This is a genomic window from Kitasatospora sp. NPDC089797, assembly GCF_040684795.1.
Taxonomy (GTDB): Bacteria; Actinomycetota; Actinomycetes; order Streptomycetales; family Streptomycetaceae; genus Kitasatospora.
Genome location: NZ_JBFBGS010000025.1, coordinates 65,004 through 79,527 on the forward strand (window position 1 = coordinate 65,004; position 14,524 = coordinate 79,527).

The 14,524-nt window shown below is 74.2% G+C and carries 13 protein-coding genes; 1 reads left to right on the forward strand and 12 read right to left on the reverse strand.

The window, feature by feature from the left end; genetic code table 11:
• Window positions 1–9: 9 nt before the first annotated feature.
• The 3 genes from nadD to AB0O91_RS21345 all read right to left on the reverse strand — a co-directional run bounded on the left by nadD (window position 10) and on the right by AB0O91_RS21345 (window position 1,277).
• Complete coding sequence (nadD, locus tag AB0O91_RS21335; protein WP_350510949.1) at window positions 10–645, reverse strand: nicotinate-nucleotide adenylyltransferase; 636 nt, start codon at window positions 643–645, stop codon at window positions 10–12.
• A 124-nt stretch (window positions 646–769) separates the two neighbouring features.
• Window positions 770–925 (reverse strand): hypothetical protein, encoded by a 156-nt coding sequence (locus AB0O91_RS21340; RefSeq protein ID WP_350525618.1) that lies wholly within the window; start codon window positions 923–925, stop codon window positions 770–772.
• Between the two features lie 205 nt (window positions 926–1,130).
• Complete coding sequence (locus AB0O91_RS21345) at window positions 1,131–1,277, reverse strand: hypothetical protein (protein ID WP_363435494.1); 147 nt, start codon at window positions 1,275–1,277, stop codon at window positions 1,131–1,133.
• A 281-nt stretch (window positions 1,278–1,558) separates the two neighbouring features.
• Here AB0O91_RS21345 and AB0O91_RS21350 point away from each other — a divergent pair, with 281 nt between their 5' ends.
• Window positions 1,559–2,626: a M48 family metallopeptidase gene (locus tag AB0O91_RS21350; RefSeq protein ID WP_363435497.1), complete on the forward strand. Its 1,068-nt coding sequence runs from the start codon at window positions 1,559–1,561 to the stop codon at window positions 2,624–2,626.
• 87 nt (window positions 2,627–2,713) lie between these two features.
• Here the strand turns inward: AB0O91_RS21350 and AB0O91_RS21355 are convergent, their stop codons facing one another.
• From AB0O91_RS21355 to AB0O91_RS21395, 9 genes are all read right to left on the reverse strand, one after another.
• Entirely contained in the window at window positions 2,714–3,775 is a 1,062-nt protein-coding gene (locus AB0O91_RS21355) for a hypothetical protein (protein WP_363435500.1), read from the reverse strand.
• A 104-nt stretch (window positions 3,776–3,879) separates the two neighbouring features.
• Window positions 3,880–4,449 carry a hypothetical protein gene (locus AB0O91_RS21360; protein ID WP_363435644.1) on the reverse strand — a complete coding sequence of 190 codons (570 nt, stop codon included), beginning with the start codon at window positions 4,447–4,449 and terminating at the stop codon, window positions 3,880–3,882.
• Window positions 4,450–4,585: 136 nt separating this feature from the next.
• Window positions 4,586–5,908, reverse strand: a complete 1,323-nt coding sequence (locus AB0O91_RS21365) for a glutamate-5-semialdehyde dehydrogenase (RefSeq protein WP_363435503.1) — start codon at window positions 5,906–5,908, stop codon at window positions 4,586–4,588.
• A 130-nt stretch (window positions 5,909–6,038) separates the two neighbouring features.
• On the reverse strand, window positions 6,039–6,563 hold the full coding sequence (locus AB0O91_RS21370) for a hypothetical protein (protein WP_363435506.1): 525 nt from the start codon (window positions 6,561–6,563) through the stop codon (window positions 6,039–6,041).
• Between the two features lie 148 nt (window positions 6,564–6,711).
• Window positions 6,712–7,848, reverse strand: coding sequence for a glutamate 5-kinase (proB, locus tag AB0O91_RS21375; protein WP_363435509.1), 1,137 nt, complete (start codon window positions 7,846–7,848; stop codon window positions 6,712–6,714).
• 311 nt (window positions 7,849–8,159) lie between these two features.
• On the reverse strand, window positions 8,160–9,635 hold the full coding sequence (obgE, locus tag AB0O91_RS21380; protein WP_363435511.1) for a GTPase ObgE: 1,476 nt from the start codon (window positions 9,633–9,635) through the stop codon (window positions 8,160–8,162).
• Between the two features lie 120 nt (window positions 9,636–9,755).
• Window positions 9,756–10,013 (reverse strand): 50S ribosomal protein L27, encoded by a 258-nt coding sequence (gene rpmA / locus AB0O91_RS21385; protein WP_363435514.1) that lies wholly within the window; start codon window positions 10,011–10,013, stop codon window positions 9,756–9,758.
• Between the two features lie 14 nt (window positions 10,014–10,027).
• Complete coding sequence (gene rplU / locus AB0O91_RS21390) at window positions 10,028–10,345, reverse strand: 50S ribosomal protein L21 (RefSeq protein WP_188307842.1); 318 nt, start codon at window positions 10,343–10,345, stop codon at window positions 10,028–10,030.
• Window positions 10,346–10,575: 230 nt separating this feature from the next.
• Complete coding sequence (locus tag AB0O91_RS21395; protein ID WP_363435516.1) at window positions 10,576–14,121, reverse strand: Rne/Rng family ribonuclease; 3,546 nt, start codon at window positions 14,119–14,121, stop codon at window positions 10,576–10,578.
• Window positions 14,122–14,524 lie beyond the last annotated feature (403 nt).

Here is a 14,524-nt window from a genome sequence, read left to right on the forward strand (position 1 = left end):
GCTCCTGGCTCAGGTCCCGTGCGGCGTCGCGTACAGCGCCCGCTTGTCGATGTAGCGGACCACGCCGTCCGGGACGAGGTACCAGACCGGCTCGCCCTTGGCGACCCGGTTGCGGCAGTCCGTGGAGGAGATCGCCAGCGCCGGGACCTCCACCAGGGAGACCCCGCCCACCGGGAGGCCCGCGTCCGACAGGGTGTGTCCCGGGCGGGTGCAGCCGATGAAGTGGGCCAGCGAGAAGAGTTCGTCGGAGTCGTGCCAGGACAGGATCTGGGCGAGCGCGTCGGCGCCGGTGATGAAGAAGAGGTCGGCGTCCGGGTGCATCGCGTGCAGGTCGCGCAGGGTGTCGACGGTGTACGTCGGGCCCTGGCGGTCGATGTCGATCCGGCTCACCGAGAACTGCGGGTTCTCGGCGGTGGCGATGACCGTCATCAGGTAGCGGTCCTCCGCCGGGGTGACGTGGCGGTCGCTCTTCTGCCAGGGCTCCCCGGTCGGGACGAAGATCACCTCGTCCAGGTGGAACGCGCTCGCCACCTCACTGGCGGCGACCAGGTGGCCGTGGTGGATCGGGTCGAAGGTGCCGCCCATCACGCCGAGGCGCTTCTTCACCGGTTCCGGTCCGCCGGGAATCCCGGCCTGCTCTCCCATGCCGCCACACCTTACGCGACGCCCGTTGCGGGGCGGGAACGACCGTGTGGGGGTTGCCCGGAGATGCGTGAGGGAGCGGCCGGCCCGTCGGCCGGACGCTCCCCGAGCGGTCCCGGAACCCGGCTCAGCGGTCCCGGTTGAAGCGGGTGGTGATGAAGAGCAGGAGCAGCAGGATGAACAGCGCGGCGCCACCCGTCAGCAGCGGGTTCAGGCTGTCGTGGTTGCCCCCCTCGCCCTCGGCGAGGAGGTTCAGAACGGGGAGTGCGGCAGCAGTGCTCATGGTCGGCGGGACCTTCTCGGCTCGGTGAACGGACCTGGGGGGTGGTTCCGGGCCGGTGAGGGCCCACCCGTCATCGTACGGGGGGTTACACGGCAACCGCTCGGCGGCCCACCGCCGCTGACCGCGCGTGAGCGGGCACCACCGGGCACCCCCGACCGCCGGCCCCGACCGCCGGCCCCGCCTGCCGGTCGGCCCGCCGGTCGGCCTACTGGCCCCGGAAGGCGCGGGCCATGATCCAGACCAGCAGACCGATCCCGACGAACGACGCGATCACGATGATCCGCAGGAACAGGCCCGGGCCGGGCTCGTCGGAGATGGGTGCGGCCAGGCTGACCAGCGCTTCGGTGGACATCTGCGGGGCTCCTCGAACTGCTCGGTACCGCGGCCGGGTCCGGTCTCGGTTCTCCAGGGCATTCAGGGTAAACCGGCCTCACAGCGGCGCCGCCCACCGGCCCCCCGGGACGCGCCCGCGCCGCGCGTACCCTGGCCGCGGGGACGAGTACGCAACCGCGGACGTTGCACAGGCAGTCGTTGCCGACGAGTTGCGGACCGGCAGACGAGTCGTTGCAGGCGAAGACCAGCGGGGGCCGGGCATCGCGCCGGGGCCGCCGTCGACCAGGAGGTACTCAGACCATGACCGACACGACCGCGAACACCCCGAGCCGGCGACGGACCCGCTTCCCCGAGATCTCCACCCGGGCCTGGGAGCACCCGGCCGACCGCTCCGCGCTGGTCGCCCTGCGCCGGCTGTCCGGTTTCGACGAGGTCCTCAAGAAGCTCGCCGGGCTCGTCTCCGAACGCGCGATCCGGCTGATGTTCCTGGCCACCGCCGTGAAGGCCTCCGAGCGCCAGTTCCCCGAGCTGCACGGGATGGTCCGGGACGCCGCCTACGTGCTCGACCTGGAGCAGGTCCCGGACCTGTACGTCACCCAGGACCCGTCGGTCAACGCGTTCACCATCGGCATCGACACCCCGATCATCGTGGTCACCAGCGGCCTGGTCGAACTGCTGGACGAGGAGGAGCTGCGCTCCGTCATCGGCCACGAGGTCGGCCACGCGATGTCCGGCCACGCCGTCTACCGGACGATGCTGATGATCCTCACCAACATCGCCACCCGGATCGCCTGGGTGCCGCTCGGCAACCTGGCGATCACGGCCCTCGTGACCGCGCTCAAGGAGTGGTTCCGCAAGGCCGAACTCTCCAGCGACCGGGCCGGCCTGCTCGCCGGGCAGGACCTCCAGGCGTCCATGCGGGCCCTGATGAAGCTGGCCGGCGGGCACAACCTGGCCGAGATGAACGTCGACGCCTTCCTGGAGCAGGCCGAGGAGTACGAGAAGGCCGGGGACCTGCGCGACGGCGTGCTCAAGCTGCTCCAGCTGCTGCCGCAGACCCACCCGTTCGCGGTGGTGCGGGTCGCCCAGCTGAAGAAGTGGGCGGAGAGCGACGAGTACCGCTCGATCATGGCCGGGGCCTACCCGCGCCGCTCGGACGACCCGGACACCTCGGTCGGCGAGCAGTGGAAGGCCGCCGCCGAGCACTACACGACCTCGGTGAAGGAGAGCAAGGACCCGCTGATGGGCCTGCTGCGGGACGTGGCCGGCGGCGCCGCGACCGTCGGCGGCAAGCTGCGCGACACCTTCACCGGCGGCCCCCGCGCCGGCGCCTCCCCGGGCGGCCCCAAGGACCGCGACGAGAGCTGAACCACCGCGCCGCGGCGGGTGACCCGGTGGACCACCGCGCCGCTGCGGGTGGGCCCGGCCGGCCACCCGCCGCCGCACCGTCCGGGTTCAGCTCCCCGCCAGCACCCCGCACACCTGCCAGGCCGGCCGCGCGTGGTTGCCCGGGTCCACCGCCGCCGGCGGCGCCACCGAGGTGCCCCCGGCGGTGGCCAGCACCGGCTGCAGGAAGCCCGCCAGCGGGGCGCCGCACGGCTCCGGCCCGGCCTGCACCACCGCGTCCACCAGCCGCAGCTGCCCCGTGGCCAGGTCCACCCGGTCGAGCTGGAAGGTCAGCTCGCGCCGCACGGTCTGCAGGGTGACCGGCGCCCCGGCGGCGGCCCCGGCCGGTTTCAGCGCGTACACGAAGGTGTGGTCGGTGGTGATCTGCAGGGTGCCGCCGTCCGCCTCGTCGACCCGCATCGCGCCGACCACCTCGACCGTGTCGGAGGCCAGCGCCACCTGCGCCGGGTCGAAGCGGACGATCCAGCCGGTCACCGCGTGGTGCCGGTCGTCCACCGGCTGGGCGGTGGCGGCGTCGAACTGGGCCTGCTCACCGGGCGTCACGAAGGTCCGCACGTCGGCGGTGGCGCCCTGGACCAGCGCCGACGGGCTCAGCGAGGACGCCACCAGGTAGTGCTGCACGGTGTCCAGCGCCTTGGTCACCTCGGCCTTGGAGAAGTGCTCGGTGGCGGCCCCGGCCGGGGTGTTCAGCCCGGCCGCCCCCACCCCGTACCCGGGCGGCAGCGCGGCGAACGGGTGCGCCGGGTCGGCGACCGGGCGCACGGTCGAAGCCGGGCTCAACGCGACCAGGCTGACGGTCAGTTGGCTGCCGTCGGGCCGCATCGGACCGTCCTTGGGCGAGTTCACCCCGAAGTACACCGCGGCCCCGAACGCCAACAGGATGAGCAGCAGCAGGGCCAGCGCCTGGCGCGGCACGGTGCCCAGCGGGCCGAGCCGCACCCTGGCCCGGGTGGCCCTGCCGAAGGGGCCCGCGAGCCGTTCCCGGGCGGACAGCTCCTGGATCCGGGCAGCCCGGACGAACGACTCGTCGAACACGACGGACCGGAACTCGTCCTCGTTGCCGGAACCGCCCTCGGGCGGACCCTCAGGAGGCTCGCGCGGGTCACCCATACCACCAGGGTAGGCGCACACCGACCCCGCTACGAGGGCCCCGACCCGGATTGCCGGGAACGCTCCGTGACCGGCCGCCCGGGGCGTGCGCCCCGGCTCCCCGGTCAGCCCGCGGGCGCCGTGACCACCAGCGACGGCTCGGCGGGCGCGGACCGCGGGTCCGCCCCCGGGCTGCTGCTGCCCGACTCCGGGCGCCGGGGCGCGCCCGAGGAGCCGCCCACGCCCTGGTAGATCGCCGCGACCGCCACCGCCACCAGGCTCACGCCCATGAGCACGGCGAGCACCCAGGCCACCGGCCGGTGCCAGCGCTGCTGGGCCACGTACCGCCCGCGGGCGCGCACCGGATCGTAGCGCCGGCCCCACCGCCGGCCCCGGCGGCCGGTCACCCGGCCCGGGCCCGACCAGGGATCGGGGTACAGGTGGTCCTCGTCGAGTCCGCTGGGGTACGGGCGCAGCTCCAGCGGCAGCCCGTCCCCGGCCGGGACCTCATAGCTCCAGCCCGGTCCCGCGGCATCCGGCTCGAACCGGGCCTCGGCGGCGGCGAGCTGCCGCTCCTTGGCCGTCGGCTCGTGCACGGCGGCGGACCGGACGAAGGCCTCATCGAAGACCACGGTGGCGAACTCGTCGTCCGCACCACCGTGGTCGGCGCCGTCGGGGTACGGCAAGCCCCCCACATCCTCAGCCACGGATTCAGCGTATTACCGGCCGGGCGATTTGTCTGTGGCTCCCGGCAGTTGGTCCGTCACACGTGTGACGGACCCGGCCCGGCGGGCCCCCGGGCCACCGCCCGGCAAGCCCCCGGGCCGTCGCTCAGCGGGCCTCCGCGTCCCCGCCCACGGTCTGCGTCGACTCGCCCCGCACGTGCCCGTCACCGGTGACGATGTACTTGGTGCTGGTCAGCTCCGGCAGCCCCATCGGGCCGCGGGCGTGCAGCTTCTGGGTGGAGATGCCGATCTCCGCGCCGAAGCCGAACTCGCCGCCGTCGGTGAAGCGGGTCGAGGCGTTGACCGCCACCGTGGTCGAGTCCACCAACTGGGTGAAGCGGCGGGCGGCGGCCTGCGAGGTGGTGACGATCGCCTCGGTGTGGCCGGAGGACCAGCGGCGGATGTGCTCGACGGCGGCGTCCAGCGAGGGCACCACGGCCGCGGCCAGGTCGTAGGAGAGGTACTCGGTGCCCCAGTCCTCCTCGGTGGCCGGCACCACGGTGGCGCCGCTGCCCTCGGCGGCCTTGAGCACCGCCTCGTCGCCGTGCACCGTCACCCCGGCCCCGGCCAGCGCGGCCAGCGCGAGCGGCAGGAAGTCGTCCGCCACGTCCTGGTGCACCAGCAGCGTCTCGGCGGAGTTGCAGACGCTGACCCGCTGCGCCTTGGAGTTCAGCAGGATGCCGACGGCCATCGCCAGGTCGGTCCGCGCGTCCACGTACACGTGGCAGTTGCCGGTGCCGGTCTCGATCACCGGAACGGTCGAACCCTCCACCACGGTGCGGATCAGCGAGGCCCCGCCGCGCGGGATCAGCACGTCGACCAGGCCGCGGGCGCGCATCAGCTCCTGCACCGAGTCCCGGCTCTCCCCCGGCACCAGCTGGATCACGTCGGCCGGCAGTCCGGCCGCGACGACGGCGTCCCGGAGCACCCCGACCAGCGCGGTGTTGGAGCGGTAGGCGGAGGCGGAGCCGCGCAGCAGCACCGCGTTGCCGGACTTCAGGCAGAGCGCGGCGGCGTCCACGGTGACGTTCGGCCGGGCCTCGTAGATGATGCCGACCACGCCCAGCGGCACCCGCACCTGACGCACGTCCAGGCCGTTGGGCAGGGTGTAGCCGCGCACCACCTCGCCGACCGGGTCGGCCAGGCCGGCCACGTCGCGCACGTCGGCCGCGATCGCCGCGATCCGCTCGTCGGTCAGGCTCAGCCGGTCGATCACCGACTCGGCCGTCCCGGCCTCCCGGGCCCGGGCCACGTCCTCGGCGTTGGCCGCGACGATCTCGGCGCTGCGGGCGACCAGCGCGTCCGCGATCGCCAGCAGCGCGGCGTCCTTGGCCCGGCGCGGCAGCGGGGCGAGCGCGGCGGCGGCCTCCCGGGCTCGGCGCGCTACGGCGAGGACGGGGCTGTCGGCGGTGCTGAGGTCGCTGGTCATGCCGCCAAGGGTAGCGACCGCGACGCCGGTGCCGGGCCCGGATTCCGGTCGCTGAGACGGCCCGGTGCGGGCCCACCCCGCCTGAGACGGCCCGGTACGGGCGCCTCCCCCAGCACGGCCGCACCCCGCCCTAGTACGGGTGCACCCCGCCCAGGTGCGGCGACGGATCGCCGAAGCCCTCCGCCACCCGCTTGTGGTACGTCGCCCGGTCGACCACCTCCAGCCCGACGATCTCCCACGGCGGCAGACCGGCGGTCACCTTGTGCTCGCCCCACAGCCGCAGCGCGATCGCCGCCGCGTCGTGCAGGTCCCGGGCCTGCTCCCAGTACCGGATCTCGGCGTGGTCGGCCGCGTAGCGGGCGGTGAGGAAGAACGAGTGGTCGTGCGCCAGCCGCTCCAGCGAGGCCCGCAGCGAGGACAGCGGGGTGGTCTGCCCGGCCACGCTGAGCACCACGTGCCACAGCCGCGCCTGCTCCGGCACGCTGGGCGGGTCCGCGGCCTGCGCGCGCTGCGGCCGCAGCCTGCGCACCCCGCCGGGCCCCTGGGGCGGCGGACCGGCCGGCTCGGCGGGTCCGTCCTCGCGTCCGCCGTCGATACTGGTCAGCCGTCGGCCCGCCGTCCCTCCGGTCAGCGCTCCCTCGCGCGTGCGTTCCACCGGCGGCCTCCTGTTCGGCGATCTCGTGTCGTCCCCCACCGGACCCGCCGGCCCTCGGCCGACCGGTACGGCTGCGCCCCTCCTCGCCCGCGGCCGGGCCGCTCCCGGTACGGAGCGGCCCACCGACCGCACGGCGCGGCTCGGCCGGTCAGCCGTGCAGAACGACCAGGTCGTCGCGGTGGACGACCTCGCGCTCGTAGCCGGCGCCGAACTCCTGGGCCAGGTCGCGGGTGGACCGACCGAGCAGGCGGGGCAACTCCTTCGCATCAAAGTTGACCAGTCCGCGGGCCACGATGTGGCCGTTTTCGGCAAGAAGGTCCACCGGATCACCCGCGGTGAACTCCCCGTCGACCTTGGTCACCCCGGCGGGCAGCAGCGACGCGCCGCCGGAGACCACCGCCTCGACCGCGCCCGCGTCCAGGTGCAGCGCCCCGCGCGGGCTGCTCGCGTGGGCGAGCCAGAGCATCCGGTCGGAGCTGCGGCTGCCGGTGCGCCGGAACAGCGTGCCGGTGGGCCGCCCGGCCAGCGCGTCGGCGGCGTGGCTGGCGGCGGTCAGCACCACCGGGATGCCCGCGCCGGTGGCGATCCGGGCCGCCTCCACCTTGGTGACCATGCCGCCGGTGCCGACGCCCGCCTTGCCGGCGCTGCCGATCCGGATGCCGTCCAGGTCCTGCGGACCGCTCACCTCGGCGATCCGGCTCGTGCCGGGCAGGGACGGGTCCCCGTCGTAGAGGCCGTCCACGTCGGAGAGCAGCACGAGCAGGTCGGCCCGGACCAGGTGGGCGACCAGCGCGGCCAGCCGGTCGTTGTCCCCGAACTTGATTTCGGCGGTGGCGACGGTGTCGTTCTCGTTGACGACCGGCATCGCGCCCATCGCCAGCAGCTGGTCCAGCGTCCGGTAGGCGTTGCGGTAGTGGGCCCGGCGGCTGGCGTCCTCGGCGGTGAGCAGCACCTGGCCGACCCGGATGCCGTACCGGGCGAAGGAGGCGGTGTAGCGCGCGACCAGCAGTCCCTGGCCCACGCTGGCGGCGGCCTGCTGGCGGGCCAGGTCCTTGGGCCGCTTCTCCAGGCCGAGCGGGGCCAGCCCGGCGGCGATGGCGCCGGAGGAGACCAGGACGACCTCGGGGGCGTCCGGGCGGCTGCGCACCTTGGCGAGCGCGTCCACCAGGGCGTCCACCCGGTCGGCGTCCAGGCCCCCGGCCGCCGTGGTGAGTGAGGAGGAGCCGACCTTGACCACGATCCGCCGTGCGGTCAGCACCTCCTCCCGCAGTGAGTCCTCGCTCATCTCGCTGTACGCCCTTCCGGAGTGGTGCGGGTGCGGCGGGGCCCGGCCCGGCCGTCATGCCCGAAATCTACGCGATCCGCGCAGGTCACCCCCAGGGCGTTCCAGCCGCCGGACCGTGCAGGAGCACCGGCCCGCCGAGCGGCGACCGGCCGCGCACACCCGGCCGGACGGCCCAACCCGCCGACGCCCCCGGGCAGTTGACGGACCGTCAGTCACGAACAACGCGGACGGCCCCGCCACCTCCACAGGTGGCGGGGCCGTCCGCGTCGTCGACCACCGGACTCAGCGGTCCATTGGGTCGACCGCCGGACTCACTGGTCCTCGTCGTCCTCGATGGCCGCCTGGCGGCCGCTGGACAGCGCCTCGAAGGCGAGGAACTCGGCCTCGGCCGCGTCCCGGCCCTTCTGCTTCTCGCGACGGCGGTCGACCGCCGGGCGCTGGGTCTCCATCCGGTGGTCCTCGCCGCGGCGGCCGAGCATCTCGGCACCGGCGGCCATGGTCGGCTCCCAGTCGAAGACGACGGCGTTCTCGTCCGGGCCGATGATGACGGTGTCGCCCTCGTGCGCACCGACCTTCCACAGCCGGTCCTCGACGCCGAGGCGGGCCAGCCGGTCGGCCAGGTAGCCGACGGCCTCGTCGTTGCTGAAGTCGGTCTGGCGGACCCAGCGCTCCGGCTTGACGCCGCGGATGCGGTAGGCGCCGTCCTCCTCGGTGATGGTGAAGCCCTCGTCGTCCACGGCCTTGGGCCGCAGCACGATCCGGGTGGACTCCTCGACCGGCTTGGCGGCGCGCGCCTCGGTGACGATCTGCGCCAGCGCGAAGCTCAGCTCGCGCAGGCCCTTGCGGGAGGCGGCGGAGACCTCGAACACCCGGTAGCCGCGCTCCTCCAGCGAGGCGCGGGTGAGGTCGGCGATGTCCTGGCCGTCCGGGACGTCCACCTTGTTGAGCGCGACCAGTCGCGGACGGTCCTCCAGACCGCCGTACTGGGCGAGTTCGGCCTCGATGGTCTCCAGGTCGGTCAGCGGGTCACGGCCCGGCTCCAGGGTGGCGCAGTCCAGCACGTGCACCAGCACCGAGCAGCGCTCGACGTGCCGCAGGAACTCCAGGCCCAGGCCGCGGCCCTGGCTGGCGCCGGGGATCAGGCCGGGCACGTCGGCGATGGTGTAGACGTTCTCGCCGGCGGTGACCACACCGAGGTTGGGGATCAGGGTGGTGAACGGGTAGTCCGCGATCTTCGGCTTGGCGGCGGAGAGCACCGAGATCAGCGAGGACTTGCCGGCGCTCGGGTAGCCGACCAGCGCCACGTCGGCGACGGACTTGAGCTCCATGACGATGTCACGGGCCTCGCCGGGCTCGCCGAGCAGCGCGAAGCCCGGGGCCTTACGACGGGCGGAGGCGAGCGCGGCGTTGCCGAGGCCGCCGCGGCCGCCCTGGGCGGCGACGAAGCTGGTGCCCTGGCCGACCAGGTCGGCGAGCACGTTCCCCTGGCGGTCCAGGACCACGGTGCCGTCCGGCACCAGCAGGACGAGGTCCCCGCCCTCGGCGCCGGTCCGGTGGCCGCCCGCGCCGGGCTTGCCGTTGGTGGCCTTGCGCTTGGGCGAGTGGTGGTACTCGAGCAGCGTGGTGATCTGCGAGTCCACGGTGAGGATGACACTGCCGCCCTCACCGCCGTTGCCGCCGTCCGGCCCGCCGAGCGGCTTGAACTTCTCGCGGTGCACGGAGGCGCAGCCGTGGCCTCCGTTACCCGCGGCGACGTGAAGTTCGACGCGGTCCACGAAGGTGGTCATGGGTGTGCCTCCAGTACGGATGAGTCTGCTTGCTTCTGCGTAAAGCGCGAAGGGTGGACCGGAACATTCCGGCCCACCCTTCACTGTGAGTCGTCAGACGACTCGTGAGTCCGCGGGGACTCAGGCCTCGACGGCCACGATGTTGACGACCTTGCGGCCGCGACGGCTGCCGAACTGGACCGCACCGGCGGTCAGCGCGAACAGGGTGTCGTCGCCACCGCGACCGACACCGGCACCCGGGTGGAAGTGGGTGCCGCGCTGGCGGACGAGGATCTCGCCGGCCGAGACGACCTGGCCACCGAAGCGCTTCACGCCGAGGCGCTGGGCGTTCGAGTCACGGCCGTTACGAGTAGAGCTTGCGCCCTTCTTGTGTGCCATTTTTCGCTATCCCCTTACTTGCTGACCGAGTCGATGCTGGTGATGCGCACCGCGGTGTGCTTCTGACGGTGACCCTGACGACGGCGGTAGCCGGTCTTGTTCTTGTAGCGCAGGATGACGATCTTGTCGCCCTTGGTCTGGTCGACCACCTCGGCGTGAGCCTTCACGCCGGCCAGGACCCACGGGTCGGAGGTGACGGCCTCACCGTCGACGACCAGGATGGTCGAGAGCTCCACCGAGTCACCCGGCTTGGCCTCGATACGGTCGATCTCCAGCACGTCGCCGACGGCGACCTTGTGCTGGCGGCCGCCTGCGCGAACGATCGCGTACATGCGGTACCTACTTTCCCAACTCGGTCGGAACTCCCGACGCCAGCCACCTGGGTACGGACACAGGAGCCTCTCCCCGTTCGCCTCGCGCAGGGCGCGGAGCTCTCGGGAAGGTGATGTGCTCGGGAGCGCGGCGTAGACACGCCGATGGTCAAGAATACGGACCGGTCGCCCGTGGGGCAAACCGGCCCGTACGACCCGGGGCGGGAGGACTCCCGCCCCGGGCGTGGGCACTACTCGGCCGCCGTATCACCCTCGGCGGCCGCGGCCTTCTTGGCCGCCGCGCTCGTCCGCTTGGTCGCGGTCTTGCGGGCGGTGGTCTTCTTGGCCGCCGTGGTCGTCTTCTTGGCGGCGGTCTTCTTCGCGGCGGTCTTGCGGGCGGCCCGCTTCTTGGGGGCCGGGGCCTCCTCCGCGGGGGCCTCCGGCTCGGCGGCGGGGGCCTCGACGGGGGCCTCGACGGCCTCCACCACGACGGCCTCGACGACGGCCTCGGGCGCCGCCTCCGCGACGGCCGCGACCACGGCGTCGGCCTCGGCCTCGACGGCCGGGGCGGCGGCCGCCAGGGCCGCCTCCAGGGCCGCGTCGGCCTTCGCCTGCAGCACCACGATCTCGGCCGCCTGCGGCGCACCCGCCGGAGCGGTCGCCTTGCGCACCGCGCGGCGGCGCGGCCGGCCACCCGGGGCGGCGGCGGGCGCCTCGGCGACCGGCGCGGCCTCGACGGCCGGGGCCGCCACCGGCGGCTCCTCGACGCCCGGGACCTCCAGGGCCAGCTGGCCCTCGATCTCCTCGCGCACCGGCTCGGCGGGCTCGACGACCGCCTCGACGACGGCCTCGGCCACCGCCGACCCGGCCTCGACGGCCTGCGGCTCCTCGTGGCCCGCGCCGCCCTTGCCCCGGCGACGGCGCTTGCCGCTGCCCGCGCCCGCCTCGACGGCGGCGGCCGCCGGGGCGTGGACGTGGGCGCTCGGCTGCTCCATGTGGACGATCACACCGCGGCCGTTGCAGTGCACACAGGCCTCGGAGAAGGACTCCAGCAGGCCCTGGCCGACCCGCTTGCGGGTCATCTGGACCAGGCCCAGCGAGGTGACCTCGGCCACCTGGTGCTTGGTCCGGTCCCGGCCCAGGCACTCCAGCAGGCGGCGCAGCACCAGGTCCCGGTTGGACTCCAGCACCATGTCGATGAAGTCGATCACGATGATGCCGCCGAGGTCGCGCAGCCGCAGCTGGCGCACGATCTCCTCGGCCGCCTCGATGTTGTTCCGGGTGACCGTCTCCTCCAGGTTGCCGCCCTGGCCGACGAACTTCCCGGTGTTGACGTCGATGACGACCATCGCCTCGGTGCGGTCGATCACCAGCGAACCGCCGCTGGGCAGCCAGACCTTGCGGTCCAGCGCCTTCATCAGCTGCTCGTCGATCCGGTAGGTGGCGAACACGTCCACCTCGGAGGTCCACCGCTGGAGCCGCTCGGCGAGGTCCGGCGCCACGTTGGAGACGTACTCGTGGATGGTCTGCCACGCCTCATCGCCGGAGACGATGACCTTGGTGAAGTCCTCGTTGAAGATGTCGCGCACGACCCGGACGGTCATGTCCGGCTCGCCGTACAGCAGCGCCGGGGCGTTGCCCGTCGCGGCCTTCTTCTGGATGTCCTCCCACTGCTGCTGGAGGCGCTGGACGTCGCGGGTCAGCTCCTCCTCGGAGGCGCCCTCGGCGGCGGTGCGCACGATGACGCCCGCGTCGTCCGGGACGATCTTCTTGAGGATCTGCTTCAGACGGGCGCGCTCGTTCTCGGGCAGCTTGCGCGAGATGCCGGTCATCGAGCCCTCGGGCACGTACACCAGGTAGCGGCCGGGCAGCGAGATCTGGCTGGTCAGCCGGGCGCCCTTGTGGCCGATCGGGTCCTTGGAGACCTGCACCAGCACGGACTGCCCGGACTTCAGCACCGACTCGATCCGGCGCGGGCCGCCGTGGCCCAGCGCGCCGAAGTTGACCTCACCGGCGTACAGCACCGCGTTGCGGCCCTTGCCGATGTCGACGAAGGCGGCCTCCATCGACGGCAGCACGTTCTGGACCTTGCCCAGGTAGACGTTGCCGACGTACGAGGTGGCCTGCTCCTTGTTGACGTAGTGCTCGACCAGCACGCCGTCCTCGAGGACGCCGATCTGGGTGCGCTGGCCGTTCTGGCGCACCACCATGACGCGCTCGACCGACTCCCGGCGGGCCAGGAACTCGGCCTCGGTGATGATCGGCACCCGGCGGCGGCCCAGCTCACGGCCCTCGCGGCGGCGCTGCTTCTTCGCCTCCAGACGGGTCGAGCCCTTGATGGACTGCACCTCGTCCGGGTCGAACGACGGCTCGGTGGAGCGACGGCGCGGCTCGCGCACCTTCACCACCGTGCGGACGCCGTCCTCGGTGGTCTCGGCGGTCTCGACGGCACCGGTCTCGCCGCTGCGGCGGCGACGACGGCGACGACGGCGGGACGAGGACAGGCCGGCGGCCAGGTCGTCGTCGTCCTCCTCGTCCTCCTCCTCGGCGGCGGCGGCCCGGACCGGCTCCTCGACCGCGGGCTGCTCGGCCTCGGCGGCCTCGAACTCCTCGGCCTCGCCGCGACGGCGACGACGGCCGCCCCGACGGCGACGGCGGGACGGACGACCGTCCTCCCACTCGTCCTCGGTCTCCGGACCGGCGGCGGGGGCCTCCACGACCGGCGCCTCGACGGCCGGGGCCTCGACCACGACGGCCTTGGCGGGGGCCTTCGCGGCGGCCTTGGTCGCAGCCTTGGCCGCGGCCTTCACCGGCGCCTCGGCGACCGGCCTGCGGCGGCCCGCCTCGACCCGGGCGCGGACCCGGCGGCGGCGGCCGACGCCGCTGTACTCGTACTCGTCCTCGTCCTCACGCTCGGCCGCGGCCGGAGCCGGAGCCGGAGCCGCCACGGGCGCCTCGACCGGCGCCGGGGCGGCGGCGGGCTGCTGCTGAGCGGCGGGTGCGACGAAGGGGGCGGGCTCCTGGAACACCGGGGCCTGGAAGACCGCGGTGGCCGGACGCACGGCGCGGCGGCGGACCCGGTGGTGCGGCTCGGCCTCGGCGACCGGGGCGGGGGCGGCGGCCGGCGCGGGGGCCTCGACGGCCTCCTCGGCGGGCTCCTCCTCGACGGCGGGCTCCTCGGCCACCGGCTCCTCGACCGGAGCCTCGACCACCGGCGCGGCCTCGACCACGCGACGGCGGCGGGGGCGACGGGCCGGCGCGGCCGGGGCCTCCTCGGCCACCGGCTCGACGGCGGCGGGCGCCTCGACCGGAGCGGCGGCCTCGACCACCGGCTCCTCGACCGGCGCCTCGGCCTTCTTGCGGGTGCGGCGGGCCCGAGCGGGCTTCTCCGCCTTCTCCTCGGCCTTCGGCGACTCGGCCCCGGCCGCCTCGGCCTTGACCTCCCCGGCCTTGGCCTTCTCCGCCTTCGGCTGCTCCGCCTCCGGTGCGGTGACCACGATCGCGGTCTCCTCCGGGGCACCGGCCGGGGCCTCGGCGCGCTTGCGGGTCCGGCGGGCCCGGACCGGCTTCTCGGCCACCGGCTCGGCGGCGGGCGCCTCGACCGGCGCGGTCGTCGTCTCGACCGGGACGACCGTCTCGGCGGACTCGGCGGCCGCCCCCTGCGGGGTGCCCGCCGGGCGGGAGACCGCCCGGCGACGACGGCGCGGCGGCGCGGCGGACGCGCCCTCGCCACCGGTCACGGCGGTCTCGTTCTGTTCCGTGGCCGCAGTCTGCTGCGGATCGGTGTTATCGAGCATGCGGGTGGATCTCCCGTCAGGCCCCCGGGCTCCGCATCCGGGCACGGCGCGACACCAGTGGGCGGCCGGCATCGCGAGGATGCTCGGGCCGGACCCTTTGACGGTGCCGCCGCGCGGACGCGAGGCCGCACAGGGGCTCGTAGTCTCGCTCGGCGCCCCGCGTTCCGCGGGGTGTCGAAAGTCTTCTGGTCTGACCAGTCTTCTGAGGTTTTCCCAAGCTGAGCCGTCCCCCAACCCCGGGTGGCTCCCGGAGGGGGTCCCGGGCCCACCGACCTTCCTGGTCGACGGGCCCCGAATGGCCGGCCTGTGCTGCGACGACGCTCGCTCCCCTGGGGAGCCGCGGGAACCCTGGAGGACCGTCGGGTCCAGTGAGGCACTGGACCCGGCCTCCGCCCACTAGGCG

What these genes read in the sequence shown, in the direction of transcription:
- AB0O91_RS21355 (WP_363435500.1), bottom strand. Translation starts at nt 3,775, where the DNA reads ATGGGTGACCCGCGCGAGCCTCCTGAGGGTCCGCCCGAGGGCGGTTCC.
- AB0O91_RS21365 (WP_363435503.1), bottom strand. Translation starts at nt 5,908, where the DNA reads ATGACCAGCGACCTCAGCACCGCCGACAGCCCCGTCCTCGCCGTAGCG.
- obgE (WP_363435511.1), bottom strand. Translation starts at nt 9,635, where the DNA reads ATGACCACCTTCGTGGACCGCGTCGAACTTCACGTCGCCGCGGGTAAC.
- AB0O91_RS21345 (WP_363435494.1), bottom strand. Translation starts at nt 1,277, where the DNA reads ATGTCCACCGAAGCGCTGGTCAGCCTGGCCGCACCCATCTCCGACGAG.
- nadD (WP_350510949.1), bottom strand. Translation starts at nt 645, where the DNA reads ATGGGAGAGCAGGCCGGGATTCCCGGCGGACCGGAACCGGTGAAGAAG.
- rplU (WP_188307842.1), bottom strand. Translation starts at nt 10,345, where the DNA reads ATGTACGCGATCGTTCGCGCAGGCGGCCGCCAGCACAAGGTCGCCGTC.
- rpmA (WP_363435514.1), bottom strand. Translation starts at nt 10,013, where the DNA reads ATGGCACACAAGAAGGGCGCAAGCTCTACTCGTAACGGCCGTGACTCG.
- AB0O91_RS21395 (WP_363435516.1), bottom strand. Translation starts at nt 14,121, where the DNA reads ATGCTCGATAACACCGATCCGCAGCAGACTGCGGCCACGGAACAGAAC.
- AB0O91_RS21350 (WP_363435497.1), top strand. Translation starts at nt 1,559, where the DNA reads ATGACCGACACGACCGCGAACACCCCGAGCCGGCGACGGACCCGCTTC.
- AB0O91_RS21340 (WP_350525618.1), bottom strand. Translation starts at nt 925, where the DNA reads ATGAGCACTGCTGCCGCACTCCCCGTTCTGAACCTCCTCGCCGAGGGC.
- proB (WP_363435509.1), bottom strand. Translation starts at nt 7,848, where the DNA reads ATGAGCGAGGACTCACTGCGGGAGGAGGTGCTGACCGCACGGCGGATC.